Raw genomic sequence first — 18,786 nt, forward strand, 5'->3', positions numbered from 1 at the left:
CACGCGGTCACGGACGGGCGCGCGTGGGGACGCTGGACCGTATGGCAACCCCACCTGGACCGCCACCCGGAAACCCGCTCGGACCGCCCTCGGGCGCGCCGCCCCCGCCGCCGTCCTGGCCTCCGCCGGGGGGCTTCGGTCCGGGAGGGCCGCCCTGGCCGCCGGAACCGCCCCGGCCCGACGGCGGCGGAGGCAAGCGGATCGCCATCGCGGCCACCGCGCTGGTGGCTGTCGCCGCCGTGGCGCTGGGCGCGGTGCTGGTCGTCGGGGACGGTGACGATGAGAAGCCCGGGGAGAGAACGCCGTCCGGCAGTCCGACCGGCGGGCCCTCGCCTTCCTTCAGCCTTCCCACCAGCCTCCCCAGCGGCCTTCCGTCGGGGCTGCCCAGCGGTTTCCCCACGACGCTGCCGTCGGGCATGCCCACGAGCCTGCCGAGCGGGTTCCCCAGTGGGCTGCTCGGTGTGCCGACCGCGCGGAGCGTCGAGAGCGGCCTTCCGACGCCCACCGACGACAGGCCGTACTACTTCGCGCTGGCCTCGGGGGACTGCTTCGACCTGCCCGCCGGTGGCCCCGGGGGGCGGCTGGTCAAGCGCTCGTGTTTCGCGCCCCATGACGGCGAGGTGGTCGCCACACCCAGGCTGTCGGGCACGTACGACAGTGAGAGCGCCCTGAAGGACAAGGCCGCGGAGCTGTGCCGGCAGCCGATGCGTGGCCGCAGTCTGAAGCAGCCCGTCGGCACCGCGCGCGGCACGCTGGTGCAGTACCCGAAGTTACAGGGCTACCGGCTGGGCATTCGTTCCGTCACCTGCAGCCTGACTGCCGAGGAGGGCGGTACGGGCAGCGGTCGGAAGCTGACGAAGCCGCTCGCCTGACGCCCCTGCAGAACGGCCGTGGCCGCTGCCGGGGCGAGGGGGAGACGGAGTGCGGCGGTCACTCCGCGGGAACGGCCTGGATGTCGAGTTCGATCTTGATCGTCGCCCCGATCATCGCGATGCCACGCGTGAGCATGGACCGCCAGTCCAGGGTGAAGTCCTCACGGTGCAGTTCGGCGGAGGCCGAGCAGGCGGCGCGGGTCTCGCCCATGATGCCGGTGCCGAGGCCGAGGTAGCGGGTGTCGAGCGAGACGTTCCGGCTGACCCCGTGGAGGTTGAGCACCCCCTGCACGGCCCACCGCGAACCGCCGCGGTGCACGAAGCGCTCGCTGACGAACTGCATGTACGGGTACTTGTCGACGCCCAGGAAGTCCGGGGAGCGCAGGTGTGCGTCGCGCTGCTCGACCCCGGTGTCGATGCTCGCGGTCTCGATCACGACGTCGAGGCTGGAGTCCTCCATGCGCTCGCCGATCCACAGGGTGCCCTGGAACTGGTTGAACCGGCCGTGCACCTCGGCGAGCCCGATGTGCCGGGCGATGAAGCGCACCGCCGTATGGTCCGGGTCGATGCGCCAGGCGCCCGGGGCCGGCAGGGCGGGGGTGGGCGCCGGCTCCATGGGCATGGTCCCGAGGTCGGTCCGTGTTCCCTCCGTCGATTCGCACGCCTGGCGCACGGGCTGGTACCCCTCGGCGGTCACCGCGACGCTGTACTCGCCGGGTGCCACGTTCGTGGCGAACCGACCGTGCGGGTCGGTCTGCCCGTGCACCACCTCGCGCCCGTTCGCATCCCGTACGGATACCTCCGCTCTGTGCAGGGGAAGGCGCACGGGGTCGACGACGACACAGTCGAGAGCCCCCGCGCCGTACGGAATCGGTGCGCTCTCCCGGTGAAGAGAACGCTTGTACCGGCGCAGCAGGGCGAAAGTCATCCCAAAGTGCCTTTCCATGTCCAGAAGGTGATTGAACGGTAGATCACCATATTCTGTCACTAGGGCTTGGAAGCTCCTCCATTGCCCTCTGTTGCCTTGGAAAGCTCTTTACTGACTGTTCTGTCCCTTTGATTCTTTCGCTCTCGTTCGTGGCTCGGCCGTCGCCCGTCCCTCACTCTTCCGCGAGCAGGACCGCGAGGGCCGCCGCCGGATCGAGGTCGCACGGTCCGGCGGGCTCCCAGCGGCCACCCTCCTTGCGGTACGGCCACCAGCGTCCGTCCCGCCCGTAGCGCAGCTGGGTATCGGTGCCCACCACCGTCCACCGATTGCGCGTGGCCCGCAGCCGGGGCGCCTTGTCGTCGTCCTCCCAAGCGGCCGCCAGGTGGGCGCGTACGCGGGCGAGCTCCTCCGGCTCGGGTGTCCATTCCTCCTCCAGCACGGCCAGTGCGGCGGCTCCGCCGTGGCCCCAGGCGCGGACGGCGCGGGCCAGCTCGGCGCGTCCGTAGCCACTGTCCGCCGCGAGCCGGGCGGTGATCCTCTCGGGCGGCCCCGCGGCGGCCAGGCGTACCGCGTCCTGCCGCGCCGTCAGCGCGTCCGCCACGGGGGCCCTCTCATGGCCGGGCGCCAGGGCCTCGGCCAGCAGCTGCCGGGCCCGGGCGGCCGCGTCCGCGACGAGGAACTCCAGCGCGCCGACGTCGAGGCCGGGCCCGGCAGGGGTGCTCCCGGTGAGGACGGGCGGGCGTGCTGTGACGTCCGTCAAGGGCGGGGCGTCGGGCAGCGGCGGTATGAGGTCCCGTGCCGCGAACGCCTCGCTCGCCAGGACGCCCGCAGGCACCTCCGAGCTCTCCCGCGTCTGCCGCGAGGCGGCACGGGAGACGCTACGGGCCTGCAATTCGTCCAACAGCTCACGCTCTCCCCGTCCGCGCATCAGCAACAACACGAAGGGATCCTGGTCCAGCAACCTCGCCACCTGATGGCACAGCGCCGCCGTGTGCGAGCAGTGGTCCCACGCCTCGCAGGCGCACTCGGGCTCCAGATCCCCGATGCCCGGCAGCAGATCCACCCCCGCCGCGGCCGCGTCCTCGACCAGGTGCGGCGGCATATCGCGGTCCAACAGCGCTGCGATGTGCCCTGCCCGGTCGGCGACCAGGTTCAGCAGCCGTTCCCAGTCGGCCCCGGACAGCTCCTGGATCACCACATCGGAGCGGTAGCGCGTGCCGTCCCGGTCACGGACGAGTGCCGTGATCCGTCCCGGCCGTACGGACACCGCGCCGACCGCCCCCGCGCGCGCGTGCCTGCGGCCCGCCTTCACCTGCTCGCCGTCCAGCGCGGTGTCCTCGAGCGCCCGGAGCCACGCCCGGCCCCACCACGTCTCGGCGAATCCTCGTCCCCTCGCGGGCGGTAGTGCGTCGAACGTGCGCTCCACGCGCGCGTGAACGTCATTCCCGGTCATCGTCCGGTCCCCCTCAGTTCGACGAGATCCGCCAGTTCGGCGTCGGTGAGTTCCGTCAGCGCCGCCTCCCCGGAGTGCAGCACCGCGTCCGCGAGAGCCTGCTTGCGGGTGAGCATCTGTGCGATCCGGTCCTCGATCGTGCCCTCGGCGATGAGCCGGTGCACCTGCACCGGCTGGGTCTGGCCGATGCGGTAGGCACGGTCGGTGGCCTGCGCCTCGACGGCCGGGTTCCACCAGCGGTCGAAGTGCACGACGTGCCCGGCGCGGGTGAGGTTCAGTCCCGTACCCGCCGCCTTCAACGACAGCAGGAAGACCGGGACCTCGCCGTCCTGGAAGCGGCGGACCATCTCCTCGCGCCGCGGCACGGGCGTGCCCCCGTGCAGGAACTGTGTCGGCACACCACGTGCGGCCAGGTGCTGCTCCAGGAGCCGCGCCATCTGCACGTACTGGGTGAACACGAGCACGCTCGCGCCCTCGGCGAGGATCGTGTCCAGCAGTTCGTCGAGCAGTTCCACCTTGCCGGACCGGCCTGAAATCATCGGGCCGCCCTCCTTGAGGTCGTGCTCCTTCAGGAACTGAGCCGGATGGTTGCAGATCTGTTTGAGCCCCGTGAGGAGCTTCACGATCAGCCCGCGCCGCTCGAAGCCCTCCGCGCCCTCGACCTCCGCCAGGCTCTCCCGCACCACGGCCTCGTACAGCGCCACCTGCTCCTTGGTGAGCGTGACCGCGTGATCCGTCTCCGTCTTGGGCGGAAGCTCGGGCGCGATGCCCGGATCCGACTTGCGGCGACGCAACAGGAACGGGCGGACGATCGCCGCGAGGCGTTCGGCGGCCGCGGGATCGGCGCCGTCCTCGACCGACCGCGCGTAGCGCCGGCGGAATCTGCCCAGCGAGCCGAGCAGCCCGGGCGTCGTCCAGTCGAGGATCGCCCACAGCTCGGACAGGTTGTTCTCGACCGGCGTGCCCGACAGGGCGACCCGGGCCTTCGCGCCGATCGTGCGCAGTTGCTTGGCCGTCGCCGAGTACGGGTTCTTGACGTGCTGTGCCTCGTCGGTGACGACCAGGCCCCAGCCGGCCTCCGCCAGACGCGCGGCGTCCAGCCGCATCGTGCCGTAGGTGGTGAGGACGAACTCCCCGTCGGCCAGGGCGTCCAGGCTCCGCGACGAGCCGTGGAAGCGGCGCACGGACGTCCCGGGCGCGAACTTCTCGATCTCCCGCTGCCAGTTGCCCATCAGGGACGTCGGACAGATCACCAGGGTCGGACCGGCGGCGCCGGGCAGGGCCTGGCGGTGCAGATGGAGGGCGATCAGGGTGATGGTCTTGCCGAGCCCCATGTCGTCGGCGAGACAGCCGCCCAGGCCGAGCGAGGTCATCCGGTTCAGCCAGTCGAGGCCGCGTAGTTGGTAGTCGCGCAGGGTGGCGGCGAGAGCGGCGGGCTGGCCGACGGGCTCACAGGAGGAGTCGGGGTCGGCGATGCGGTCGCGCAGGGCCGCGAGCCAGCCGGTGGCCTGTACGTCGACCGTCTCCCCGGCGTCCTCGTCGCCACGCTCCTCGGCGTGGGCGCGGCCGGTGAGGGCGGCACCCAGCGCCTCGATGGGCGTGACCTTGCGGTCCTGCCGCTCCCGGGCGCGGCGCACCGCCTCCGGATCGACGAGCACCCACTGGTCCCGCAGGCGCACGGCCGGGCGGCTCGCCTCGGCCAGCCGGTCCAGTTCCTCCTTGGTGAGCTCCAGGCCACCGACGGCGAACCGCCAGCTGAAGGTGAGCAGCGCGTCCGCCGAGAGGAGGGACGGCATGCCGGACCGCCCGGCGTCCTGTGCGCCGCCGTTGTCGTCGGGCGGTCCGACGACGGCGCGCGCGGTGAGCTTGCGGGCCAGCTCCTTCGGCCAGTGGACCTCGACCCCGGCGGCGTCCAGAGCCGTCGACGCCGCGCCCAGGAGCTCGCCCAGCTCCTCGTCGGCGAGGTCGATGGCGTCGGGTGCCGCCGCCGAGAGCAGCGGTGTGAGTGCGGGCCAGGCGTGCGCGGCGCGGCGCAGCGCGAGCAGGGCGTTCATACGCGCTCCCCGGCCGAGGGAGGCTGCCACGGGGGAGTCGCCCGCCCAGACCTCGGCCGCGTCCGCGACCAGCGCCGGGTCGCTGAGGCTGTGCAGCTGGAGGACGGCACGGAATCGCGGGCGGGCGTCCTCATCGGCCTCCCCGTCCTCGAGTGCGGTCTCCGCCAGGCCCAGCACCTCGACGCGCAGGGAGAGTCGCACGCCCGCGTCGTGCCCGGCGGCGACCTCGTCGGCCCAGGCGCGCTGTTCGGGCAAGCGGCACGGCTCGGGGCCGGCGAAGGCGGGACCACCCGCGGCCGCCGCCGCGGCGGGGGAGCGCGGCAGTCCGTCGGCCACGGCGTCCAGGAAGGCGCGCACGAGCCGCTCGGGCTCGGGCAGCAGCAGCGGGTCGCTGTCCGGCAGGGGCACGGCGTGCGCGGCCGGCGGCATCGCGGCGGCCAACTCCCGTACCCGGTCCAGGTCGTCCTGGGTGAGTGGGCCGACGCGCCAGGCATCGTGATCGGTCGAGGTCAACCCCGGCAGCAGTCGGCCGCGAGCGGCCAGCTGCAGTGCGAGCAACGCCGCGGCACCCCAGAACGCGGCCGACTCCTCGCCCCGCGCGGCGCGGGCGCGGGTGAGGGCCGGCAGCGCCTCGCGTACGGGCAGCGTGGTGGCGCGTACGGTCGTGGTGGCGACGGACGCGCCGTCCGCGACGGCGATCGTCAGCTCCTCCACGACGCCCGAGGCGACGAGCAGTTCGCTGTCCAGCTCGTCCGGCTGCCAGAAGGCGACACGTCCGGTCCGGGACGGGTCCCCGGGGAGGAAGACCGCCGAGCAACGAGCCAGCCGGGCGATCTCGGTGGGGGTTGCGGCAGGGGGTGGTGTCACAGGGATGCGCATTCCTCAAATTTGACTAGTGGGCTCCGGAGCGCCCGAGGGTACAGGACGCGAACGGGCGGCGAGGCTCTCCGGTGTGTGATGCGTGTCATGTCGTCGGCCGGGGTGCGCTCAACCCCCTCCGGTGTTCGGGGGTTGTCCCCCGACCGGTCAGGGTGGTGGCTCCATGGCTCTCTCGAGCCTCTGGCCCGTACGTTTCCTGAGCTCGGTCATCCATCCCGCGGCCCCTTTGCCGCCGGGCCGCCGGGCCGTCCGCCCCGGCCGTCCGTCGAAACTCTCCGGAGACCTCATGCCTCAGGCCAGTGCCCTGCTCGCGGAACCCGCGGCGGGCAGTGATTTCGCCCCGCTCCTGCGCCGGATCCGCGCGGAGGGGCTCCTCGAAAGACGGCGGGGCTGGTACGCGCTGACCATCGCCGCCAACGCGTTGACCCTGGTCGCCACGGGCGCCGGGATCGTGCTCATGGGCGACTCGTGGTGGACGCTGTTCCTGGCCGTGCCCATGGCGGTCTTCGGCGCCCGGACCGCCTTCGTGGGGCACGACAGCGGCCACTCCCAGATAGCGGGCACCCGGCGGACCCATCGCGTTCTCGGCCTCATCCATTCCGACCTGCTGCTCGGCATGAGTTACGCCTGGTGGAACGACAAGCACAATCGCCACCACGCCAACCCCAACCACATCGACAAGGACCCGGACGTCGGCGTCGGCGCTCTGGTCTGGACCCGGCGACAGGCCGCGCAGCGGGAAGGCTTCGCCCGCTGGCTCACCCGTCACCAGGCCCGGCTCTTCTTTCCGATGCTCCTTCTCGAAGGCCTCAATCTCAAGGTTTCAAGCGTGCGGGACCTCAGACGGCAAGAGGCGGGAGAGCGACGGGTCGAGGCGACGCTCCTCACCCTGCATCTGCTGGGCTACGTGACCCTGCTCCTGTCCTCCATGTCTCTCGGCAAGGCCCTCGCCTTCGCGCTCCTCCACCACGCCCTTTTCGGGCTCCACCTCGGCATGGTCTTCGCGCCCAATCACAAGGGCATGGAGATGCCGGACCCGCACGGAGAGCGGTGGGGGCACCTGCGTCGTCAGGTCCTCACCTCACGCAATGTGCGCGGCGGCCCGCTCACCGACTGGTTCCTGGGCGGGTTGAACTACCAGATCGAGCACCATCTCTTCCCGAACATGCCGCGCCCGCACCTCCGGCGCGCCCAACCGATCGTCCGCGCGTACTGCCGGGCGGCCGGCCTGTCGTACGCGGAAACCGGGCTCATCGACTCCTACCGACAGGCGCTGGGTCACATGCACGACGTCGGTGCTCCGCTACGGGCCGGGTGAAGCGACGCGGAGGGGGACAGGCCGCGGAGCCGGGCTCAGGCGGCAGGCAACCCGAGAAGGGCCCGGGCCACGGTGCGTGGTGACTCGTCGTGTTCACGAGCGAGCGCGATGACAGCTCGGCAGGCCAGTTCGTTCACGCCGAAGCTGAGAGCCTCCGGCGAGACCCAGCGAGCCGCCTCCGTGCTCCCGTCGAGATCGTTCTCGGCACATGCGGCCACATAAGTGGCCGCCGCCTCGAAGAGATTGCGCTGCCGATTCACCGGCGGCGGCACCGGGGACGGTCGGCGGACTTCTTCGAGGCGCTTACGGAATTTATGGAACACGCGGATCACCTGCCCCGTGAGCGGCTAGTCCTGCGTCGTTCAAGTGTGCCCGCCCAAAGCGGAGTTGAACCTCCGGCGAATGCGAGGGAGAGCGCCCGGGGAAGCCGCCGAAACCGTGATCCGTGGCACCCCCCGGAGCGCTCATGGCCGATTCGGCCCGGTCAGCTCCGGCGGACGGCGAGTGCGAGGAAACGGGTGTCCTCATCCGTGTAGGAGATGAGGTCCCAGCCGCCGTCCGCCAGCAAGGGGCGGAGCCGGGGCTCGGCGCGCTGGTCCTCCGGAGTCAGCGCGCGGCCCTGGCGGGCCGCGAGCGCGGCACGGCCGATGGGGTGGAAGAGCGCGAGCCGGCCGCCCGGCCGTACGACCCGGGCCAACTCCCGAAGGCCTGCCGTGGCATCGGCGAGATGAGCGATGAGCCCGGCCGCGAAGACCGCGTCGACCGAACCGCCACGCAGCGGAAGCCGGCCGACGTCCGTGATCATCAGCAGACCGTGCTGATGCCGGCCGGCCCGGACGGCCGCGGTCAGCATCGCGGGGGTGAGGTCCGCGCCCAGCACCGCGCCCCGCGGGCCGACGGCCGAACGCAGCGCCGGCAGCGCCCGCCCCGTGCCGCACCCGGCGTCCAGCACCGTGTCGCCCTCGCGCAGGCCGAGGTCGGCGACGGCCGCGTCGTACGCGGGACCGTCCCCGGGGAACTTGGCGTCCCAGCCTTCGGCACGCGCCGTGAAGAATTCCCTCACCCGGGCCGGGTCGTTGCTCACGCGATGACTCCTTCAGTGCTGCGGTCGACCGCTCGGCGCGCGGCCGACGCGCACCAAGGGCGCCGGTTACTCGGCGACACCGGTCAGAGCCACTACTTTGTCGACGCGGACGCGAACCAGCAACTCGCCAGGGACGCCGTTGCGCGCCCCGTACTCCTCGGCCGCCGCCTCCCCCATATAACGCGCGGCGATCCTGGTGGCCGCGGACCGGACCTCGACCAGGTCGGCACTCAGCTCGGCGCGCCCTTGCAGGGTGACGAAGGAGAACGGTGGCCTGTCGTCGTCCACGCAGAGCGCCACGCGGCCGTCCCGGGCGAGATTACGGCCCTTGACCGTGTTCTCTCCGGTATTGAAGATGAGATCGTCCCCGTCGAGCAGGAACCAAATGGGTGCGATGTGCGGACTGCCGTCGGCGCGCACCGTGGAGAGTTTTCCGGTACGGGTGCCCTCGGAAAGGAAGGCCCGCCACTGTTCCTCGCTCATTTTCTGTGCCATGTCCTCATCTTGTGCCAACTGGCCAACAGGCACGTGCCGACGGACCGGGCGGGTTGCCGACGGGGCGTAGGTGAGCAAGGCTGGCACGGCAGTTACGGGGAAAACACGGAACGGGGAGGCGGGGCATTATGGCCATGGCCAAGGGACTCGACTGGCTGCTGGACGACCTGACCAAGCGGGTGGAGCAAATACGTCACGCGCTGGTGCTGTCCAATGACGGGCTGGTGACGGGCGCGAGTGCCGACCTCGAGCGAGAGGACGCCGAGCACTTGGCCGCGGTCGCGTCGGGGCTGCACAGCCTGGCGAGGGGGACCGGCCGCCACTTCCGGGCGGGCAAAGTCCGTCAGACGATGGTCGAGTTCGATGAGGGTGTGCTGTTCGTGACGGCCGCGGGCGACGGGAGTTGTCTGTGCGTCCTCGGTGACGCCGATGCCGACATCGGCCAAGTCGCCTATGAGATGACTCTGCTCGTCAATCGTGTCGGTGAGCACCTGAGCGTCGCGTCGCGACAGCAGGACGGCCGGGACGAGGCCCCCGGCCGCATGCGCTGACGTGCGGCGCCGACCTCGCCCCCAGCCCGGAACGGAGTTATCCACAGGGTCGACGCGATGTCACCCCCCGCCACTATCGTCGTCACTGTCAGTGATGGGCCGGTGGTGGGGAGGATGTCATGGCGGTGCGACAGTGCGAGGTGCGGGGCGCGACCGAGGAGAGCGTCGCGTTCGGAAGGGCGGCACGGGAGCTGGAGCTCAAGCCGCGCGAGTTCGAGCTGGCGGTGCAGCTCGGGGCCGTACGGACGGTGGCATCCGGCCCCGGTCGTCGACGGAGGGTCAGCCGGGCGGAGATCGAACGCCATCGGAGCGCCGACGGATTCCCTGAAGGACTGCGCTCACGGTTGTGGGTGGTCGGCACCGCGGAGGGCGCCGAACTGATGGGGATCAGCCCGGCCCGCTTCGGACGACTCGCCCGGGGTGGTTGTTTCGCACCCGTGCGCTTCTACGTCAACCGGTACCGAGCCGTCGTCTGGCACTACCTGGCCGCGGATCTCGTGGACTTCGCCGACCGCAATCCCGAGCTCCTGACCGGCCGTACGCCTTCCCTCTTGCGCACGGCGCTGGAGGAGCGCGAGGACCGTCGCGGGCGATCCTGGCGCGCCCGCAGGCTCGACCAGTTGCTGGCCCAGACCGATGACCCATGGGAGCGGGCGGCGGTCACCGCGTCGGTGCTCAGCCCCGAAGACCTGGCCGCCGGCGTGCCGGACCCGAACGAGCGGGCCTATGTGACCGGGCTGCGCCCGGCTCTCGTCCCCGCGCGGTCGGACGCGATGGCCGCCCACGAAGTGATCGAATCCGTGCTCCTGGCGGAGGACCCGGACGAGATCGAGTGGCACCGGCACCGCTTGACCGTCGCGTTGGCACAGGCCCGCGCGGTGCGACCCGCTCCCGCCCCGGACGCAGCACCCGGCCCGATGCCGTCGCCCGCGGCCCCCGTGACCGGCACCGAAGTCCACGCGGACACCGAAGCCGTGGCCGGAGCGGCTGCGGAAGCCGCGACCACGCTCGCCGCACCAGCCCGGCCACGAGGGCTGTGGGATCGGCTGCGCCGCCGCACATGAGGCGCTCCGCGCGCCCGCGGCGGCTCGGGGGCTGGCTCATGTGACCTTGCGGAACAACCCCTCCTGCATCACGGACACGACGAGTCTGCCCTCGCGGTCGAAGATCTGCCCGCGGGCCAGGCCCCTGGCGCCCGTCGCGATGGGCGACTCCTGTTGGTAGAGGAACCACTCATCGGCGCGGAACGGACGGTGGAACCACATGGCGTGGTCGAGCGAAGCCATGTCGAAGCCACGTGGTCCCCACAGCGGCTCGACCGGGATGCGCACCGCGTCCAGCAGCGTCATGTCGCTGGCGTAGGTGACGGCGCAGGTGTGGACCAGAGGATCGTCGCCGAGCGGCCCCACCGTCCGCATCCACACGGCGCTGCGCGGCTGCGCTTCCGAGAGCTCCCGCGCGGTCCAGCGCAGCCGGTCCACGTACCGGATGTCGAAGGCCAGCCGCCGCTCCATGTGGCGCAGGGCGCTCGGCAGCTCCCCGAGGTGCTCGCGGATCTCGTCCGCGAGCTGCGGCAGCTCTTCGGGGCCGGGCACCCCCGGCATTGCCACCTGATGCTCGAAGCCCGGCTCGGGCTGATGGAAGGAGGCGGTGAGGTTGAAGATCGTACGGCCCTGCTGGACGGCCACCACGCGCCGCGTGGTGAAGGAACGCCCGTCGCGCACCCGTTCCACCTGGTACACGATCGGCACGCCGGGCTGCCCCGGTCGCAGGAAGTACGCGTGGAGGGAGTGGACCGGGCGCTCACCGTCGGTGGTCCGGCCGGCCGCGACCAGCGCCTGCCCGGCCACCTGCCCGCCGAACACGCGTTGGAGCGACTCGTCCGGGCTCCGGCCCCGGAAGATGTTCAGGTCGATCTGCTCCAGGTCGAGCAGATCGACCAGCCGGTCGGCGGGACTGGACATCGGTGCTCCTTCGCTGCTTCCGGGGCGCGCCACGCGGGCGGCGCCTCGGAGGCTACAGCTGACCGACCTCCATGACCCGCACCACCGCGCGGCCCTCCTCGTCCGAGGCCGCGAGATCCACCTCCGCGGAGATGCCCCAGTCATGGTCGCCGTTGGGATCGGCGAAGGTCTGACGGACACGCCACAGCCCGTCCTCCGGCTTCTCCTCGATCCGCAGCAGCTTCGGGCCCCGCGCGTCGGGACCGGTACCCAGGTCCTCGTACTCGTCCCAGTAGGCGTCCATGGCCTCGCCCCAGCGGTCCGCGTCCCAGCCGGCCTCGGCGTCCATCTCACCCAGCTCGCCGACCTTGTCGAGAGCGGCCAGCTCCACGCGGCGGAACATCGCGTTGCGCACCAGCACCCGGAACGCGCGCGCGTTGGCGGTGACCGGCTTGACCTGGTCGGCGCGCTCCTGGGCCTCCTCGGCGGTCTCGGTCTCGGGATTGGCCAGCTGCTCCCACTCGTCCAGCAGGCTGGAGTCGACCTGGCGCACCATCTCGCCGAGCCAGGCGATCAGATCCTCGAAGTCGTCGGACTTGAGGTCGTCCGGGACGGTGTGGTCCAGCGCCTTGTACGCGCCGGCGAGGTAGCGCAGCACGATGCCTTCGGTCCGCGCCAGGTCGTAGAAGGAGGTGAATTCCGTGAACGTCATCGCGCGCTCGTACATGTCACGGATGACCGACTTCGGCGAGAGCGGGTGGTCCCCGACCCACGGGTGGCTCTTGCGGTAGACGTCGTAGGCGTGGGACAGCAGCTCTTCCAGGGGCTTGGGGTAGGTGACGTCCATGAGCCGCTCCATGCGGTCCTCGTACTCGACGCCGTCCGCCTTCATCACGGCGACCGCTTCGCCGCGCGCCTTGTTCTGCTGCGCCGCCAGGATCTGCCGCGGGTCGTCCAGCGTCGACTCCACCACCGAGACCATGTCCAGGGCGTACGAGGGCGACTCGGGATCGAGAAGCTCGAAGGAGGCGAGCGCGAAGGTCGACAGTGGCTGGTTGAGCGCGAAATCCGACTGCAGGTCCACCGTCAGACGCACGATCCGGCCCTCGGCGTCGGGCTTGTCGAGCTGTTCGACGACACCGCCGTCCAGCAGCGAACGGTAGATCGCGATGGCCCGGCGGATGTGCCGCAGCTGATTCCTGCGGGGCTCGTGGTTGTCCTCCAGCAGCCGGCGCATCGCCTCGAAGGCGTTGCCGGGCCGTGCGATGACCGACAGGAGCATCGTGTGCGTGACCCGGAAGCGCGAGGTGAGCTGCTCGGGCTCCGAGACGATCAGCTTCTCGAAGGTGTTCTCGCCCCAGTTGACGAAGCCCTCGGGAGCCTTCTTGCGGACCACCTTGCGGCGCTTCTTCGGGTCGTCGCCGGCCTTGGCCAGGGCCTTCTCGTTCTCGACCACATGCTCGGGAGCCTGCGCCACGACGAAACCGGCCGTGTCGAAGCCGGCCCGCCCGGCGCGCCCCGCGATCTGATGGAACTCCCGGGCCCGCAGCGTCCGCACTCGCTGGCCGTCGTACTTGGTGAGCGCGGTGAACAGCACGGTGCGGATCGGCACGTTGACCCCGACGCCGAGCGTGTCCGTACCGCAGATCACCTTCAGCAGACCCGCCTGCGCCAGCCGCTCCACCAGCCGCCGGTACTTCGGCAGCATCCCCGCGTGGTGCACGCCGATACCGTGGCGCACATAGCGCGAGAGGTTCCGGCCGAATTTGGTGGTGAAGCGGAAATTGCCGATCAGCTTGGCGATCTCGTCCTTCTCCTCGCGCGAGCACATGTTGATGCTCATCAGCGCCTGAGCCCGCTCCACGGCCGCCGCCTGCGTGAAGTGCACGATGTACACCGGAGCCTGCCGGGTCTGCAGCAGCTCGGTCAGCGTCTCGGTCAGCGGCGTCGTGCGGTACTCGTAGGACAGCGGCACCGGACGGGTCGCGGACCGGACCACCGAGGTGGGCCGACCCGTGCGCCGGGTCAGATCCTCCTCGAAGCGGGACACATCGCCGAGCGTCGCCGACATCAGAACGAACTGCGCCTGCGGCAGCTCCAGCAGCGGGATCTGCCACGCCCAGCCCCGGTCCGGCTCCGCGTAGAAGTGGAACTCGTCCATGACGACCTGGCCGATGTCGGCGTCCTTGCCGTCCCGGAGCGCGATGGAGGCGAGCACCTCGGCCGTGCAGCAGATCACGGGCGCGTCGGCGTTGACCGAGGCGTCACCCGTGAGCATGCCGACGTTCTCCGTGCCGAACAGCTTGCACAGGTCGAAGAACTTCTCCGAGACGAGAGCCTTGATGGGGGCGGTGTAGAAGGTCACCTGGTCGTTGGCGAGCGCGGTGAAGTGCGCGCCGGCCGCGACGAGGCTCTTGCCCGAGCCGGTGGGCGTAGACAAGATCACATTCGCCCCGGAGACCACCTCGATCAGCGCCTCCTCCTGCGCGGGGTACAGCGAGATGCCCCGCTCCTCGGCCCAGGTCGAGAAAGCTTCGAAGAGGGCATCGGGGTCGGCATTGCTCGGCATCTGATCGATAAGGGTCACGCCTCCATACTGCCTGGCCCCGGGCCGGATCAGGGAACCGGCCGGTCGAACGGTGATCATCCGGACGCTACGCTGAGTGGCCGACCGGGCGTCAGAAACGCGAGACGTCGTCAATCAGAGGGCCAATTGAGGTGGAACGACCATGATGGGACCGGCGCACTCGCTTTCCGGAGCCGCCGCCTGGCTGGGAGTGGGTGCCGCGGTGGCCGGGGCCGGCCATCCGATGCCCTGGCCGGTGCTCGTCGCCGGCGCGCTGATCTGCGCGGGGGCGGCGCTCGCCCCCGACCTCGACCACAAATCGGCCACGATATCCCGTGCGTTCGGTCCGATCTCGCGCTGGCTCTGCGAGATCATCGACAAGCTCTCGCACACCGTCTACAAGGCCACCAGGACACAGAGCGACCCGCGTCGCAACGGCGGCCATCGCACCCTCACCCATACCTGGCTGTGGGCGGTGCTGATAGGGGTGGGCGCCTCGGCGCTGGCCATGACCGGTGGCCGCTGGGCCGTGCTCGGCATCCTCTTCGTCCACCTGGTCCTCGCCGTCGAGGGGCTTCTGTGGCGGATGGCCCGGACCTCCAGCGACGTCCTGGTCTGGCTGCTCGGGGCGACCAGCGCGTGGATCCTCGCCGGTGTCCTCAACGAGCCGGGCAACGGCGCCGGCTGGCTGTTCACCGATCCGGGCCAGGAGTACATGTGGCTCGGTCTGCCGATAATCCTCGGCGCGCTCGTGCACGACATCGGGGACGCGCTCACCGTCTCGGGCTGCCCGATCCTGTGGCCCATCCCCGTAGGCCGCAAGCGCTGGTATCCGCTCGGCCCCCCGAAGGCCATGCGCTTCCGGGCAGGAAGCTGGGTGGAGTTGAAGGTGCTCATGCCCGCCTTCATGGTGCTCGGCGGGTTCGGCGGACTCGGCGCCCTGGGGTACATCTGACCGCCTGGGGACATCGGCCCCGACGCGGCTCCCCGGCCGTGTGGCCGGGGAGCCGCTTGATCACCACGTGGCTACTGGTGCCAGGACCGCCACAGCGCCGCGTACGCGCCATCGGCCGCGACCAGCTCGTCGTGGCTGCCCAGCTCGCTGATCCGGCCGTCCTCCGTCACCGCGATCACATCCGCGTCGTGCGCGGTGTGCAGCCGGTGCGCGATGGCCACGACCGTCCGGCCTTCGAGCACCTTCGCCAGCGACCGCTCCAGGTGCCGGGCGGCGCGCGGGTCCAGCAGCGAAGTCGCCTCGTCCAGCACCAGGGTGTGCGGATCGGCGAGGACCAGCCGGGCCAGCGCGATCTGCTGTGCCTGGGCCGGGGTGAGCGTCAGACCGCCCGACCCGACCTCCGTGTCGAGCCCCTCCTCCAGTGCCCGCGCCCAGCCGTCGGCGTCCACCGCGCCGAGCGCCGCCCACAGCTCTCCGTCCTCGGCCGTCGTACGGGCCAGCAGCAGATTGTCGCGCAGCGAGCCCACGAAGACGTGGTGCTCCTGATTGACCAGGGCCACGTGCCTGCGCACCCGCTCCGTGGGCATCCGGGACAGTTCGGCACCACCGAGCGTCACCGCGCCGGAGCGCGGTGCGTAGATCCCCGCCAGCAGCCGGCCCAGGGTCGACTTGCCCGCGCCGGACGGCCCGACCAGTGCCACCCGACTGCCGGGCGGCACATCGAGGGACACGCCGTGCAGGACGTCCCGGCCCGCCGAGTAGCCGAAGCGCACCTCGTCCGCCTTGACGTCCCGGCCCTTGGGGCTCACCCGCTCGTCCGCCTCCTCCGGCTCGATCTCCCGTACCCCCACCAGCCGCGCCAGCGACACCTGGGCGACCTGCAGCTCGTCGTACCAGCGCAGGATCAGCCCGATCGGATCGATGAGCATCTGGGCGAAGAGTGCTCCCGTCGTCAGCTGGCCGACCGAGATCCAGCCCTCCAGGACGAAGACGCCACCGATGATCAGCACCGAGCCGAACAGCAGGGCGTGTGTCACATTGATCACCGGAAAGAGGACCGAGCGCAGCCACAGGGTGTAGCGCTCCCATTGCGTCCACTCGGAAATCCGTTGGTCGGAGAGCGCGACCCGGCGCTGGCCGAGCCGGTGGGCCTCGATGGTCCGCCCCGCGTCCACGGTCTCCGCGAGGGACGCCGCGACCGCGGCGTACCCCGCGGCCTCGGAGCGGTAGGCAGCGGGAGCCCGCCGGAAGTACCAGCGGCAGCCGACGAGCAGCAACGGCAGCGCGACCAGCACACACAGCGCCAGCGGCGGCGCCGTCAAGGTCAGCGCGCCCAACAGCAACGCGACCCATACGAAGCCCACCGCCAGCTGCGGCACCGCCTCGCGCATGGCGTTCGCGAGCCGGTCGATGTCGGTGGTGATCCGCGACAGCAGGTCCCCGGTCCCCGCCCGCTCCAGCACGCTCGGCGGCAGTGCCACCGACCGCACGAGGAAGTCCTCGCGCAGGTCCGCCAGCATCCGCTCGCCCAGCACCGCCCCACGCAACCGCACCATGCGCACGAACAGCGTCTGCACGGCCAGCGCGACCGCGAAGAACGAGATGACCCGGCCCAGATGGAGATCGTCCTTGCCCGACGACAGGTCCTCCACCAGCCCGCCCAACAGGTACGGCCCGACCATCGAGGCGATCACGGCGATCGCGTTGACCGACACCAACAGGACGAACGCCGTCCGATGCCTGCGGAGCAGGCCGCTCACATACGCCCGCACCGTCGCGGGCCTGCCGACCGGCAAAGTCGTCGCCGACTCCGGTGCGGCCGGGTCGTGCGCCGGTGGCGCCACGCCGATCATGCCGACTCCTCGATGTGCTCGGTCTTCTTCAGCTCTGCGAGCTCCGTGCCCAGCTCCTCGTCCGGCTCACGGGTGACGACGGCGCGGTACGCGGGGTCGTCCCGCAGCAGTTCGCGGTGCGTGCCCACCGCGGCGGCCCGGCCGTCGCGGACGAACACCACGCGGTCGGCCCGGTCGAGCAGCAGCGGACTGGAGGAGAACACCACCGTGGTGCGCCCTTCCCGCATGTTCCGCACACCGTCCGCGATGCGTGCCTCCGTATGCGAGTCGACCGCCGAGGTCGGCTCGTCCAGCACCAGCACCTCAGGGTCGGTCACCAGCGACCGGGCCAACGCCAGCCGCTGCCGCTGCCCGCCGGACAGCGAGCGGCCCCGCTCGGTGATCCGGGTCCGCATCGGGTCGCCGGAATCGTCCACCGAGGCCTGGGCGAGGGCGGCCAGCACGTCCTTGCACTGCGCGGCGGCCAGCGCCGCGTCGGCGTCGACCGCGCCCGAGGAGGGCACGTCCAGCAACTCCGCGAGGGTCCCGGACATCAGTACCGGGTCCTTGTCCTGGACGAGAACCGCGGCACGGGCCTCGTCCAGCGGCACCTCGTCCAGCGCCACCCCGCCGAGCAACGCCGACGGCACCCCCTCCAGGCCTTCCGCCGCGTGTCCGCCCAGCCGGTCGGCGAGCCGTCCGGCGACGTCCGGATCGCCGCACACCACCGTGGTCAGCTGCCCGGCGGGAGCCAGAAGCCCGCTCTCGGGGTCGTACAGGTCACCGGTGAGCACCACGCCCCGCGCTCCGTCGTCGGTCGAGGGATCGGTACGCCGCAGGGCCAGGACCCGGGCGGCGCGCTGCGCGGACGGCCGCGAGAAGGAGTACGCCATGGCGATCTCCTCGAACTGGCGCAGCGGGAACAGCAGGAACGTCACGACGCCGTAGACCGTCACCAGCTCGCCCACACCGATCCGGCCGTCCTGGGCCAGCCCGACCCCGTACCAGACCACCGCGATCAGCAGCAGCCCCGGCAGCGCCACCTGCACCGCCGCGATCAGCGCCCACATCCGGGCGCTGCGCACCGCCGCCTTGCGTACCTCCTGTGAGGCACGGCGGTAGCGGGTGAGGAACAGCTCCTCGCCGCCGATGCCACGCAGCACCCGCAGTCCCGCCACCGTGTCCGACGCCAGCTCGGTGGCCCGGCCCGCCTTCTCACGCTGCTCGTCGGCCCGCTTGGTCGCGTGCGGCAGCAGAGGCAGCACCGCCAGCGTCAGCACGGGCACACCGATCGCGATCACCACGCCGAGTGCGGGCTGGTAGATCACCAGAGCCACGCACACCGCGAGCGTCGTGACCGCCGCGGAGATGAAGCGCGACAGGGCCTCCACAAACCAGCCGATCTTCTCGACATCACCCGTCGATACCGCGACGACTTCGCCCGCCGCGACGCGCCGGGTCAGCGCCGACCCCAACTCGGCCGTCCTGCGGGCCAGTAGCTGTTGCACCCGTGCGGCGGCTGTGATCCAGTTCGTCACCGCCGTGCGGTGCAGCATGGTGTCGCCCAGCGCGGTGAGTGCCCCGAGCAGCGCCATCAGACCACCGGCCAGCGCCAGACGGGCGCCGGACCGGTCGACGACGGCCTGTACCGCGAAGCCCACGGCCACGGGGAACACGGCCACCGCTGCCATGTGCAGAACGCCCCACAGCATGGCCTTCAGTTGGCCGGACAGTTGATTCCGCCCGAGCCAGAGGAGGAAACGCGGGCCTGATCGGACGTCAGGACTGCCGGGATCGGTATACGGAAGGTCGCGAATCTGCATGACGTCCCAGGGTCGGGGGTGGCGTGGCGGGAG

15 protein-coding genes are annotated in these 18,786 nt (G+C 71.3%); 5 read left to right on the forward strand and 10 right to left on the reverse strand.

The window, feature by feature from the left end; all coding sequences use genetic code 11:
• The first annotated feature begins 41 nt into the window (after positions 1–41).
• Complete coding sequence (locus AB8O64_RS31805) at positions 42–872, forward strand: hypothetical protein (RefSeq protein ID WP_370423007.1); 831 nt, start codon at positions 42–44, stop codon at positions 870–872.
• A gap of 58 nt (positions 873–930) precedes the next feature.
• On the opposite strand, the gene AB8O64_RS31810 is transcribed toward AB8O64_RS31805, so the two are convergent.
• From AB8O64_RS31810 to AB8O64_RS31820, 3 genes are all read right to left on the reverse strand, one after another.
• Positions 931–1,800: a YceI family protein gene (locus AB8O64_RS31810; protein WP_365204702.1), complete on the reverse strand. Its 870-nt coding sequence runs from the start codon at positions 1,798–1,800 to the stop codon at positions 931–933.
• 172 nt (positions 1,801–1,972) lie between these two features.
• The gene (locus AB8O64_RS31815) at positions 1,973–3,253 is read right to left on the reverse strand and encodes an SWF or SNF family helicase (RefSeq protein ID WP_370423009.1); all 1,281 of its coding nucleotides are present in this window, start codon (positions 3,251–3,253) and stop codon (positions 1,973–1,975) included.
• Entirely contained in the window at positions 3,250–6,186 is a 2,937-nt protein-coding gene (locus tag AB8O64_RS31820) for a DEAD/DEAH box helicase (protein WP_370423010.1), read from the reverse strand. The genes AB8O64_RS31815 and AB8O64_RS31820 overlap by 4 nt, the downstream gene beginning before the upstream one ends.
• 286 nt (positions 6,187–6,472) lie before the next feature.
• On the opposite strand from AB8O64_RS31820, the gene AB8O64_RS31825 reads away from it, so the two are divergent.
• Positions 6,473–7,504 (forward strand): fatty acid desaturase, encoded by a 1,032-nt coding sequence (locus AB8O64_RS31825; protein WP_370423011.1) that lies wholly within the window; start codon positions 6,473–6,475, stop codon positions 7,502–7,504.
• Positions 7,505–7,539: 35 nt separating this feature from the next.
• Here the strand turns inward: AB8O64_RS31825 and AB8O64_RS31830 are convergent, their stop codons facing one another.
• From AB8O64_RS31830 to AB8O64_RS31840, 3 genes are all read right to left on the reverse strand, one after another.
• The gene (locus AB8O64_RS31830) at positions 7,540–7,776 is read right to left on the reverse strand and encodes a hypothetical protein (protein ID WP_365369858.1); all 237 of its coding nucleotides are present in this window, start codon (positions 7,774–7,776) and stop codon (positions 7,540–7,542) included.
• 212 nt (positions 7,777–7,988) lie between these two features.
• Positions 7,989–8,588 (reverse strand): class I SAM-dependent methyltransferase, encoded by a 600-nt coding sequence (locus AB8O64_RS31835; RefSeq protein WP_370423013.1) that lies wholly within the window; start codon positions 8,586–8,588, stop codon positions 7,989–7,991.
• A gap of 66 nt (positions 8,589–8,654) precedes the next feature.
• Positions 8,655–9,083: a PPOX class F420-dependent oxidoreductase gene (locus AB8O64_RS31840; protein ID WP_370423015.1), complete on the reverse strand. Its 429-nt coding sequence runs from the start codon at positions 9,081–9,083 to the stop codon at positions 8,655–8,657.
• A gap of 128 nt (positions 9,084–9,211) precedes the next feature.
• Here AB8O64_RS31840 and AB8O64_RS31845 point away from each other — a divergent pair, with 128 nt between their 5' ends.
• Both AB8O64_RS31845 and AB8O64_RS31850 read left to right on the forward strand, forming a co-directional pair.
• A complete protein-coding gene (locus AB8O64_RS31845) occupies positions 9,212–9,634 on the forward strand; it encodes a roadblock/LC7 domain-containing protein (protein WP_370423017.1) in 423 nt (140 codons plus the stop codon).
• Between the two features lie 119 nt (positions 9,635–9,753).
• On the forward strand, positions 9,754–10,698 hold the full coding sequence (locus tag AB8O64_RS31850; RefSeq protein ID WP_370423019.1) for a DUF6397 family protein: 945 nt from the start codon (positions 9,754–9,756) through the stop codon (positions 10,696–10,698).
• A gap of 36 nt (positions 10,699–10,734) precedes the next feature.
• On the opposite strand, the gene AB8O64_RS31855 is transcribed toward AB8O64_RS31850, so the two are convergent.
• Complete coding sequence (locus tag AB8O64_RS31855; RefSeq protein WP_370423020.1) at positions 10,735–11,598, reverse strand: acyl-CoA thioesterase; 864 nt, start codon at positions 11,596–11,598, stop codon at positions 10,735–10,737.
• A gap of 52 nt (positions 11,599–11,650) precedes the next feature.
• A complete protein-coding gene (locus tag AB8O64_RS31860; protein ID WP_370423022.1) occupies positions 11,651–14,164 on the reverse strand; it encodes a DEAD/DEAH box helicase in 2,514 nt (837 codons plus the stop codon).
• A gap of 142 nt (positions 14,165–14,306) precedes the next feature.
• Between AB8O64_RS31860 and AB8O64_RS31865 the strand changes: the two genes are divergently transcribed.
• Positions 14,307–15,098: a metal-dependent hydrolase gene (locus AB8O64_RS31865; RefSeq protein ID WP_370423023.1), complete on the forward strand. Its 792-nt coding sequence runs from the start codon at positions 14,307–14,309 to the stop codon at positions 15,096–15,098.
• A 71-nt stretch (positions 15,099–15,169) separates the two neighbouring features.
• Here AB8O64_RS31865 and AB8O64_RS31870 read toward each other — a convergent pair whose 3' ends face one another.
• Positions 15,170–16,951 (reverse strand): ABC transporter ATP-binding protein, encoded by a 1,782-nt coding sequence (locus AB8O64_RS31870; protein WP_370423025.1) that lies wholly within the window; start codon positions 16,949–16,951, stop codon positions 15,170–15,172.
• On the reverse strand, positions 16,948–18,753 hold the full coding sequence (locus tag AB8O64_RS31875; protein ID WP_370423026.1) for an ABC transporter transmembrane domain-containing protein: 1,806 nt from the start codon (positions 18,751–18,753) through the stop codon (positions 16,948–16,950). Before AB8O64_RS31875 ends, AB8O64_RS31870 begins: the two co-directional genes overlap by 4 nt.
• Between the last annotated feature and the right edge of the window lie 33 nt (positions 18,754–18,786).

Source organism: Streptomyces sp. QH1-20 (genome assembly GCF_041283565.1).
GTDB classification, from domain to species: Bacteria; Actinomycetota; Actinomycetes; order Streptomycetales; family Streptomycetaceae; genus Streptomyces; species Streptomyces syringius.